At 65.1% G+C, this 10,996-nt stretch carries 7 protein-coding genes; 3 read left to right on the forward strand and 4 right to left on the reverse strand.

Going from position 1 to position 10,996, the window contains the following annotated elements; all coding sequences use genetic code 11:
- Positions 1–6: 6 nt before the first annotated feature.
- Both ACR0R4_RS10040 and ACR0R4_RS10045 read right to left on the reverse strand, forming a co-directional pair.
- Entirely contained in the window at positions 7–3,081 is a 3,075-nt protein-coding gene (locus ACR0R4_RS10040; protein WP_433647260.1) for a UPF0182 family membrane protein, read from the reverse strand.
- 115 nt (positions 3,082–3,196) lie between these two features.
- Complete coding sequence (locus ACR0R4_RS10045; RefSeq protein ID WP_433647261.1) at positions 3,197–4,291, reverse strand: YlbL family protein; 1,095 nt, start codon at positions 4,289–4,291, stop codon at positions 3,197–3,199.
- A gap of 133 nt (positions 4,292–4,424) precedes the next feature.
- On the opposite strand from ACR0R4_RS10045, the gene ACR0R4_RS10050 reads away from it, so the two are divergent.
- Complete coding sequence (locus tag ACR0R4_RS10050; protein WP_433647262.1) at positions 4,425–5,879, forward strand: zinc-dependent metalloprotease; 1,455 nt, start codon at positions 4,425–4,427, stop codon at positions 5,877–5,879.
- A gap of 54 nt (positions 5,880–5,933) precedes the next feature.
- A complete protein-coding gene (locus tag ACR0R4_RS10055; protein ID WP_433647263.1) occupies positions 5,934–6,986 on the forward strand; it encodes a hypothetical protein in 1,053 nt (350 codons plus the stop codon).
- On the opposite strand, the gene ACR0R4_RS10060 is transcribed toward ACR0R4_RS10055, so the two are convergent.
- Positions 6,970–8,661 carry an ATP-dependent helicase gene (locus ACR0R4_RS10060; protein ID WP_433647264.1) on the reverse strand — a complete coding sequence of 564 codons (1,692 nt, stop codon included), beginning with the start codon at positions 8,659–8,661 and terminating at the stop codon, positions 6,970–6,972. The genes ACR0R4_RS10055 and ACR0R4_RS10060 overlap by 17 nt on opposite strands.
- Positions 8,658–9,716 carry an NAD(+) diphosphatase gene (gene nudC / locus ACR0R4_RS10065; protein ID WP_433647265.1) on the reverse strand — a complete coding sequence of 353 codons (1,059 nt, stop codon included), beginning with the start codon at positions 9,714–9,716 and terminating at the stop codon, positions 8,658–8,660. Before nudC ends, ACR0R4_RS10060 begins: the two co-directional genes overlap by 4 nt.
- 82 nt (positions 9,717–9,798) lie before the next feature.
- Between nudC and ACR0R4_RS10070 the strand changes: the two genes are divergently transcribed.
- Positions 9,799–10,983: a phosphotransferase gene (locus ACR0R4_RS10070; RefSeq protein ID WP_433647266.1), complete on the forward strand. Its 1,185-nt coding sequence runs from the start codon at positions 9,799–9,801 to the stop codon at positions 10,981–10,983.
- Positions 10,984–10,996: the final 13 nt, after the last annotated feature.

The raw sequence follows: 10,996 nt of genomic DNA on the forward strand, positions 1-10,996 counted from the left end.
CACCGACTACTCTGCCTGGATGGCCTGCTCAAGTGCGGCCCGAAGCCGCTGATCGGCCTCACCGTATGCGGCCCAGTCACCATCCTTCATCGCCTGATCCCGATCCGCAATTGCCTGCTGCATCGCCTGCAGAGCAGCCTGCATCGCAGCCGACTGTGTGGCCGACCCGGCGCTGGGGGCGGTGGTCTCTCCGCCGTCAGTTGCACCATCCGTGGCGGGCGTCTCCCCCTCGCCGACCGGCACGTCACCATCTCCGGCCTGGGCGCCTGAGTTCCCACCGAAGAGCGAATCGAGCGCTTGGTCAAGCGTGTCTTCGAACGCAATCTGATCGCCGAAGGAGACGAGCACCTTCTGCAGGATCGGGAAGCTCGTACCCGAGGAAGCTTGGACGTAGACCGGCTGCACGTAAAGCAGACCGCCGCCGAGCGGCAGAGTGAGCAGGTTGCCACTAATGACCTGGCTCTCACCCTGACGGAGAATATTCAGCAGGTTCGAAACCTGCGAGTCGGTGGTGAAGCTGTTCTGTACCTGACCCGGACCCGGCACGGTGTTGCCCTTGGGCAACGTCAACAGCTTGAGCGTACCGTACCCCTCAGCGACGACGCCGTCTTTCGAACCTGCGTTGGCGTTCGCAGCGAGATACCCGGTCAGGATGTCGCGCTGCCCCTCGCCCTCCGCGGCAGGAATATAGGTCGAGTAGATCGAGAAGTTGGGCTCAGCGCCGGTACCTGCGGAAAGGGTCAGGTAGTAGGGCGGCTGACGCAGTGCGTCGGCGCTCCCGGCTGAAGCTGAGACCGGATCGTTCGGCGTCCGCCACGCATCCTCTGAGGAGTAGAACGCTCCCGCGTCGGTGACGTGGTACTTCGAGAGCACCTCGCGTTGCGCGCGGAACAGGTCGCCCGGGTACCGAACGTGGCTGAGCAGGTCACCGCTCATCTCGTCGACCGGCTTCAGCGTGCCGGGGAAAACGTTGCCCCAGGCCTTCAACAGTGGATCCTCCGCGTCCCACGCGTACAGGTTCACTGAGCCGTCATACGCATCGACGGTGGCCTTCACCGAGTTGCGAATGTAGTTCACCGGATCGATGAGCGGCGAGGTACGGGGATTGTCGGCATCGACCTTGAGCGCGTTGAAATCGTTCAGGTCAGAGTAAGGGTAGTCGGACGAGGTGGTGTACCCGTCGACGATCCAGACCACTCGCCCGTCGACGACCGACGCATACGGAGCAGAGTCGATCGTGAGGTACGGGGCCACTTTCGACACGCGGTCAACCGGGTTTCGGTCGTAGAGAATCTCCGAACCATCGACGACGGCACCCGAGAGCAGGACCTCCATATCTTGGAACTTCAAGGCATAGATCAGCTTCGTGAAGATGTTCGACAGCACCGGGCCACCGCCCCCCGTGAAGGTGGTGAGGTTCTGCCTCGTCCCGTCAGACTCAGCTACGACTTCCTCATCGGCGGCTGCAGCTTCGGCCTCGGCTGCGATCGCGGCCTCTTCCTCGGCGGCAGAAGCTTCCGCGTCTGTCGTGTCAGTCGCACCCTCTGCGGCTGTTTCGTCAGCCGCGGCAGCCGGTTCCGCTGCGGGAGCTTCGCTCTCATCATCAGCTGGATAGTCAAGCTCGATTGGGCGCTCGCGCTCGCCGCCAACGATGGAGTACTCGGGCGAGTTCATACCGAAGTAGATGCGCGGCTCAAACTCGCCGAGGCGCCCACTCGTCGGGATCCCGCTCTCCAGAAACACCGGCTCGCCGCCCTCGGAGCGTTGGTTGCCGTACGCGGCAACTAGTCCATATCCGTGGGTGTAGACGAGCGTGCGGTTGAACCAGCTCGTCTGACTCTCCACGTTGATGTCGCGCACCGCCGACACCGTGTCGACGACCTCACCGTCAATCTCGTAGCGATCAACGCTCAGCGAGTCGGGGAACTGGTAGTACTGTCGGCTCTGCTCGAGCTGCGCGAAGGTCGCCGACACCACTTCGGGGTCGATGATACGAATGTTGGCGGTCGCTACGGCATCGTCGCGAAGCGCACCCGGCTCTGCGGTTGTGACCGCGTCGTAGCGCTCGACCTCAACCTCGTCGATTCCGAACGCGGTACGGGTAGCCTCAATGTTTCGCGCCAGGTAATCACTTTCGAGGCTCTTCTCATCAGGGGTGACCTGGAACTGCTGCACCGCCCACGGATACCCCACGCCGAGAACCAGACTCGACACCAGCAAGAGCACGGTACCGGTGACCGGCAGCCGCCACTTGCCGGTGAACGCGGTGATGATGAAGAGAACCGCTACCAGAACCGCGATCCCCGCCAGAATCTGCTTGCCGGGAATCACTGCGTGCACGCCCGCGAAGGTCGCGCCGGTAAACAGACCTGCGTCGTCGGTCAAGGTGAGGTACTGATCAAGCCAAAGGCTCACACCCTGCAGCAGAAGATAGAGCGTGGCCAGCACAGCGGCCTGAATGCGCGTGGACTTTGAAATGCGCACGTCGCGACCGGAGAAGGCAATGCCACCGTAGAGATAGCTTGTCGCGACACCCGCGAGCAGGCTAATCAGGATAACCGCCGACGCGAATCCCACGATGCCCTGCAAAAGCGGCAAATCAAACAGGTAAAAGGAAATATCGAGGCCGAATTCGGCGTCGGTTGTACCGGTGGGCTCGGCGTTCAGCCACAGCAATACGCTCTGCCACTGTGATGCCGTGGCCAGGCCGGCAAAGAGTCCAAAGACCGCTGGCAAGAGCCACTTGATGAGTCGGCGCAGCGGCTCAACCAATTCCTGATAACGATCGAGTTGCGCGGTGAGTCGCGCATACACCGGGCGCTTCCGGTAGGCAAGATCGATGGCGAAAAACACCGGCACGGCCATCACCACAAAGCCGACGAGGAACATCGCACCTGCGGCGATCCACTGGGTCGTCAGCACCGGCAAGAAGCCGAGCTGATCAAACCACATCACCTCGCCGATGATGGTGGCTGCCGCGAGGAAGCCGAGTATGAGCACCACCACCAACACCACCGTGACGGCGAGGGGTGAGATACGGCGCGGGCGGGCCGGCGAGTCAACTTTGGTCTGGTCGGTCACGTCGATACTTCCTGTAGGGGTCGCGTATTCAGCGTCTTTCCCACCCTATCTGTCCGCTCTGACAAAGCACTGGACACGCACTGGGCAGGATCCGGGCTGGCCGATTCCTGCCCTGTTACACGGGGGCCTCACAACGCTCGAGCCCTGCTGGGGTCTCGCCCGCCTTGACGGCGTCAATGGCGGTAATCGCTTCGGTGAGTGTCGCCACCGGCACGACCTGTACCCCCTCAGGCAGGGACTCTGGGAGATCCCTACAGTTTGCGAGGGGAAGGAGGATGAGGTCCGTGCCCGCGTTTGCCGCGCCCCACAGTTTCTGGGGCACGCCCCCGATCGGGCCGACGGTGCCGACCTCATCAATCGTTCCTGTGGTACTCACGGTCAGCCCGCCCGTGAGCTCACCCGGGGTGAGGAGGTCGTAGAGTGCCAGCGCGAAGGTGAGTCCAGCGCTCGGGCCGCCAATCTTGTCGAGTTGGAACTCGACGTCAAACGGAATCTCGAGTTCCGTGGTGACGGTCACACCGAGTAAGGGTTGTGGATCGCTTCCGCGTGCCTGCGGGCTCACGACAACCCTCAGGTCATTTCCGCCTCGGGCAATGTCCAGGGTGAGCTGTCCGCCGGATCCGGCCTGAGCTAGCGCCGCCTGCAATTCACCAAGCCCTCCGATCTCGCGCTCGCCAGCAGCAAGAATCGTGTCCCCTTGTTCCAGAATCCCCTCGGCCGGACCGCCGTCTACGACGGACATCACCCGCACCTCGCCGGTCAGGGGTTGTCCGAGCTGACCGAGCGCGGCTGCGGTTGCCTGCAGCTGCGAGGTCTCCATCAATTGGGCGTTCGCGGCTGCGCGCTCCTCCGCTGAAATGCCCTCGGGGAAGAGTGCAGAGAGCGGCACCACAGATTGCGTTGGGTCGAACCAGGTGCGCGCGAGTGCCAGCCATGCGAGGGGCCGGTCGGGCGATCCGCTGATCGTCACGCTCAGAATATTGATGGTGCCACTCGTGGGAAAGGTCTCGACCCCCTCAACTGTGATGACGGGGGTTTCCCCTTCCGCGGTTTCGATGCTGCCGAACGCATCGACTACCGGGCCGGGTTGCTCGATAGCGTAGGGGGAAGGAATTGTTGCTGCACCCAGGGTCATGAGCACCAGGAAGGCTGCCCCGATCCACCAGCCGCGCACCCCACCACCTGCCGTCACGTTCGTGTTGTGCGCCACGCTGTCCTTCCGTCATCGGCCCGCTTCCGACATCTGTTCGCAGTGAGCGGAACCCGGGCGGCCGAGTGGGCACAATCTAGCAGCCGATTCTTGAGTGTGTGCCGTAGCGTGGTTTCGAACGCAAGGAGACAGCATGGGCGCGCAAGACCACGAAGGCACACCCGAGGCAAACGGAGACGATGCCTTCAATGAACTGCAGCGCATGCTGCGCGATTTGCTTGCGGGCGGAGGCGGCCCGACCGACCCGAGTTTCGATCCAGCGACCCTCGCCCAGGCGGCCGGACTCCCGGGCGACCCTGCTGCCCTGCAGGGCCTTTTTGCCTCGCTGCAGCAGGCCATGCAGAATCCCACCGAGGGCATCGACTGGTCCATCACACGGCGTACAGCGATCGAGATCGCTGGCGGAGGCGGGCCGTCGGGTGACCCAGCCGGGGCCCTGCGAGCCTTTCCTGTCGCCTCGCTCTGGCTCGACGAGGTGACCGATGTCGGCCAAGCTCCCGATGCGCCGCGAGCGATCACCCGCATTGAATGGGTACAGCAAAGCGTAGACACGTGGATCAGCCTGGCCGAACCCGTCGCCGACTCCATCGCCCGCGCGCTCACCGATGCCCTGACCGGCCAACTTCCCGAGGAGCTGTCTGGCTCAATCACCCAGTTTGGCCCCATGTTGCGAAGTGTCGGTGGCGCCCTTTTTGCGACCCAACTCGGACAGATCGTGGGCAAACTCTCGCACGAGGTCGCCGCTGGCGGCGATGTGGGAATCCCACTGTTCGCGGGGCCCGGCCGCGAGGGTGGAACCTTGATCCCCAGCGGGGTGACGTCGTTCGCCACCGGCCTCGACCAGGACGCGGAGGCGGTGACGCTCTATCTCGCGGTGCGTGAACTTGCCCACGCGCGGCTGTTTCGCCACACAAAGTGGTTGCGCTTGCACCTCATCACCGCAGTCACCGATTACGCGCGCGGAATGCGCATCGACACCTCACATATCGAAGAGCTCGCGAGGGATCTCGATCCGTCCGACACCTCGAAGATCCAGGACCTGGTCTCCAGCGGTGCTCTGATTCCGCCGAAGACCCCCGAGCAAGAGGCTGCGCACCAACGACTTGAGACGATGCTTGCCCTGATCGAGGGTTGGGTCGACGTTGTCACTGCGGCCGCGGTGACACGTCTGCCGGGTGCCGACGCGATCGGCGAGATGGTGCGGCGCCGCCGTGCCGCTGGCGGCCCCGCCGAGCACGCATTCAGCACCCTCGTGGGCCTTGAGCTTCGTCCGCGCCGCCAACGCGAGGCGGCGGCGGTCTGGCGACTGGTGGCCGAGCGCGGAGGCACCGCTCGACGTGATGACCTCTGGTCGCATCCCGATCTGTTGCCGACGGCCGAAGAGCTCGATCACCCGGCCCGCTTGCTCGAGCGACTGGGCCTCGCTGGTGTCGAACCCGCAGCCTCCGAGCCAGATGATTTTGATCGGGAACTCGCACTGCTACTTGATGGTGACCTGCCGTCAGCGGGGAGCGACACGGGCCAGTTTGGCGAGGGCGATTCCGGCGAGAACCGCCGCGGCGAGGAGCCAACTCCTCCACCGGTGTAATCCCCCTCACAGGCCGGGCGCACGGAGGAATTCTCGGACACTTCGACTGGCTCTGTGGAGAACTCACAGACGCGGGGTCGCGAGCGGCATGCTGGGAGCATGAAGGAATCGTTCGCTTGCATTGACCCGGCACTCCCCCTGTGTTGGGAAGATCCGCAGACACTGCGACTGGGCTTTGACCGAGCAGAGGCACGAATCACAGCGCCCTCCGCGGGCACCCAGCGACTTCTGGGTGTGCTACAACGGGGGCTGCCGCTCTCGGAATTGCCCCGGGCATCGCTGCTCGTGGGCGCGACAGCAGCAGAGCGGCGAGCACTGATCGAACTCGTTGCCCCCGTGCTCGTCACCCGACGAATTGATGACCCACACGGCAACGCACGCGGCGTATCGCGGGGCGGGTCGAACGGAGGGTCGAATGGCGGGTCGAGTGGCGGGTCGAGTGGCGGGTCGAGTGGCGACAGACGCGAGAAATCCGCTGTCGGGACGGCCCCCGTCGAAGCACGTCGGCTGCGCATCGCGGTTCTCGGCACGGGCGGCGCGGCCGAGAGCCTCCGCAGCGCCGTCGGTCGCGCAGGTTGGGAATCGCTTCACTGGTCGCTCCTACCGAGTGATGCACTCGCGAGCGACCACGTCTCACCCGACCTCTGCATCGTGGTGGAGCGATTCATGGAGCCTCCGGCGACCTTTCACGAACTTGCCGCCTCTGGCCTGCCGCACCTGGCGGTGCGGTTCACCGATCGCAGCGTCCGCATCGGGCCACTGGTGATCCCCGGCCGCGCACCGTGTATTACCTGTCTGCACCTCCGCGAGGTCGCTCACGACCCGGGCCTCCCCGCGCTCGCCGCGCAACTCCACGGGCGCTTCCCCGCGGCGGAGACTCCGGCGAGTGCAGAGTTCGCCTCGGCGCTCGCGCTGGCCTACGTGCACCGACGGTGGGATGAGTCCGACTGGCAGCGGGTGACGCAGCTGCGCCTAAGAGTCGAAGACGGAATGCCGAGCACGATTCCCGAGGAGCACTCAGTGCTGGCGCACCCCGACTGTGCGTGTGCGACGGCGAGCGCGGTGCCCTGGCACGTCGAGGCCTCAACCCTCAGCCAGCCATGGTGAGCCCAGCCTCGGCGATGAAGCGCGAAGGCTGACGCCCGCCGCGCGCACGGCCGGCTGAGCCAGAGATACGCAACTCGTCCCTTGCCCGTGTAATGGCCACATAGACGAGCCGACGTTCTTCCTCGATCGCTTCTTCGTCTGTGGCGTAAGAGATAGGAAACAGGCCCTCGCTCATGCCAATGAGGTGAACGAGTGACCACTCGAGCCCCTTGGCCGCGTGCACCGCGCTGAGCGTCACCGTGTCAAGCGTCGGCTCGTGGTGTGCACGCTGCCTGGCAAGCAATTCTTCACTAAACGCATGCACGGTGGTTCCGGGCGGCTGCTCATCGACGAGAGTGAGAATGCCATTGAGCGCCTGCCAGCGTTCCCGCCCAGCCGACCCCGCGGGGGGCTGGGAGCTCCACCCGCACGACCTGAGCAGATCGCTCACAATCTGAAACAACGGGCGAGGATCCGCGACCTTCGACTGGCCACGAATGAGCATGACCGCCTGCCGCACATCCGCACGATCGAAGAACCGCTGAGCGCCGTGCACCCGCGACCCGATCCCGAATCGATCGAGCTCGGCCTCCACGCTCGCCGACTGGGCATTGGTGCGAAAGAGCACCGCGATCTCGCTGGCTGGCGTTCCCGCGGCAATGCTCGCCTTGATGGAGGCAGCGACAGCCTGCGCCTCGTCCTTCTCATTCGCAAACCACTCCACCGTGGGAAGGTTCTCGTGCACGGTCGATTCACGCTGGGACTCGAGCGTGAGTGCGCCCGGCCGATCCCGCATCAGCCGGTTCGCGCAGCGCACGATCGGCTCAGTCGAGCGGTAGTTACGCTCGAGCCGAAACTCGCGGGCGTTCGGGTGTTCGCCGGCGAACCGCAGCAGGAACGAACTCGATGCCCCCGCGAAGCTGTAAATGGTCTGGCTCGCGTCACCAACGACACACACGTCGTCGCGCTCGCCCAGCCAGGCGCGCAACACCGCGTGTTGCAGCGGCGACACGTCCTGATACTCATCGACGGTGAAGAATCGATAGCGCTCGCGCACCTGCATCGCGGCGCGGGGCTCGGTTTCGAGCATGCCGGCCAAGAGAATCAGTACGTCCTCAAAGTCAATCTGGCGACGGTCGTCGAGCAGACTGCCGTATCGCTCGTGGATCGCGAGGAGTTGCTCGGCAGTGATGCCCGAGGGCACGGGGCGCGGATCCACTGCAGCGGTGAGCTTCGCAGCGTAACTCTCGAGACCGAGCATCGACACCTTGCGCCACTCGATCTCACTCGCGATGTCGCGCAAGGTCTCGGTGGGGAGGCGCAGATGCAGCGACTCCACGGCCTGAGAGACCGTGGGAATCTTGCCCCCCAACACCTTCGGCGCGGGGCCACCCACCAGTTGCGGCCAGAAGAAGCCGAGTTGCGCGAGTGCGGCACCGTGAAACGTCTGCGCGCGAACGCCCTCTGCGCCGAGTGCCCGCAGTCGGCCCTGCATTTCTCCCGCGGCCTTCCGGGTGAACGTCACCGCAAGCACACGCTCGGGGGTGTACACCCCGGTGCGCACGCCGTGCGCGATCCGCCGTGTAATTGTGCGAGTCTTGCCGGTGCCCGCACCGGCAAGCACGAGCACTGGGCCACGCACGCACTCGGCAATCTCCCGCTGATCGGGATCAAGCCCGTCGAGCACGTCGATCACGAAACGCCTCCCGCGTCCTCCGAGCCTTCTCCGTGGTCGTCGCCCTCGGCAACCCACCCGTCGATCAGCCACCTGGCGATCGACAACGTGCCCGGAAGGAGGAGACCCGGCGCGGGCGCGCGAAGCTCCTCGCGCGTGAACCAACGCAACTCGGAAATCTCTTCCGGCTCCGGAATCACGTCGTCGGGGTGCACACCCGGCGCGAGCCTCGCCCGGAAACCGAGCATCAGCGAGCGCGGGAATGGCCATGGCTGTGAGGCGACGTAGCGCACGTCGCCGACGCGGATGCCCGCTTCTTCACCCACCTCGCGCACCACCGCCTGTTCCGCCGACTCGCCCGCCTCAACAAAACCCGCGAGCAACGAGAATCTGCCGGATTCCCACAACACGTTCGAGCCCAGCAACAGCCGGTCTTCGTGCTCAACCAGAACAATCACCGCGGGGTCGGTGCGTGGAAAGTGCTCGCCACCGTGCGCATCGTGTCTCGCCCATCCACCGAGTACCGGCTCGGTGCGCTGGCCGTCGCGGGTCGAATACGGGTGGCTCGCGTGCCAGTTGCTCAGTGCGAGTGCCGTGGTCATGAGTTCGCGTTCCGCGCGGTCAAGGTCCGAGCTGAACTCGAAGGGGTGCCGCCATTGTGCGATTGGGCTGCCGGATTCTGCAGCATCGCCGGCATCGCCGGCATCGCCGGCATCGCCGGCATCACCAGCAGAGCCGGAGTCGCCAGCAGCTCCCGAGTCGCCCGGCTCGCCAGTGGTCCCGTCGGTCTGCTCCCCTGACGTCGACTGCACGTCGAGAACCTCCGCGAATATTGCGCGACCTTCCCAGCGACCGAGGTACAGAGCCGAAGGCAGTCGGTCAGAAGTGATTGGGCTCAGCGCCAAGGCAATGGCACCATCCACGGATTGCAGGACCGACACCTGCCCGCCGCGCAACCGCAAGAGCCGGGTCTGCGGCTCCCGCCAGGCAGCGTCCAGCGTGGCCTCGCTCATGCGGGTGCGGGCATCGCGGTCGATGCCGCTTCCCGATAGCGGCGGCGCATCCCGGTGCGTCATACGTTGCTCCTCATTCAGCCGGCATCGCAGTCCCTGCGCGTGGCGTGCCCCGCCACGCCGTGCTCATGCCTACGCTGAACGTATGGCGAGCACCCCTCTAACCTTAGCCGCGCTGGCAACCTCGGCGGTGCCCGGGCTGAACGTTCGCGGCACCCGTTCCCACACCGCCGACGGCGACGGTGCGTACAGCTCGGCGGTCCTCGTCACCGACGACGGCGACCTGATTATCCGCGTCCCCCGAACCCCGAACGCAGAGGTACGGCAGTCGGCCGAGCTGCTCGGGCTTGCCGCCCTTGCCGAGGGCGCACGGGAAGAACTGCCGTTCGCTGTGCCCTTCACACGCGGAATCACTCGCGCGGGCGACACGCGAGCAGTCGTCACCACATTCATTGAGGGCGGTCGTGTCGATGCGGGCAACGTCGAGGCAGATGCACTGCTGCTGCAGCCGGTCGCCGAGGCGCTCGCCGCGATCCACAATCTCCCCACTTCGTTGGTGCAGCAGGGTGGGTTGCCCACGCGGTCGGCCCAAGAGGCGCGAGGCCAGGCCCTGCGACTCGTCGAGCGTGCCGCGCAGACCCACCTGCTGCCCGAAACCGTGCATCAAAGGTGGCTCGACACGCTCCGGTCGACCTCACTCTGGGATTTCGCCCCGACCGTCGTGCACGGATCCTTGACCGCAGATCAGCTGATCGTGACCGACGACCAGATTGTCGGCATCTTGGGCTGGGACGCGCTCGCCGCCGGCGATCCGGCGACGGATCTCGCATGGTTGCTCGCTTCGAGTGGCGACGCGCTCGATGCAGTACTCGCGCGGTATTCGGCGATTCGCGGAGTCACGGGAATGCGCGAAATTCGCGCCCGGGCCCACTTTTACCATCAACTCGAGGTCGCGCGCTGGCTGCTCCACGGGGTCGACACGCACGATTCGGTTGTTGTCGACGATGCGGTTGCGATGTTCGATCGATTGGTGGATCGGCTTGACCGACTGGGCACCCCCATTCCGGCGCGCAGCACCCTTTCCGGAAGCGAAGTCGAGCAACTGCTCGACGAGGTTCCTGACGTGCCGTTCGACCCGCGTTCTGAGACCGCGGAATACGAGGCGCTCGACGAAGATCGCATGTTTCACGCGGACACCGACTTCATCGAACCCGTTGCGGTGCCCGCGCAGGGCGATGCACAAGCGCCTGAAGAAACGTCAGAGCCCAGCGAGGGTCCTGCCTCCATTAACGATCAGGCGACACAGCCGATCGATCCGCTCGAGAGATAGCTGGAGACCCTCG

It is taken from the genome of Leucobacter fengyongliangi (assembly GCF_050971685.1).
Lineage (GTDB): Bacteria > Actinomycetota > Actinomycetes > Actinomycetales > Microbacteriaceae > Leucobacter.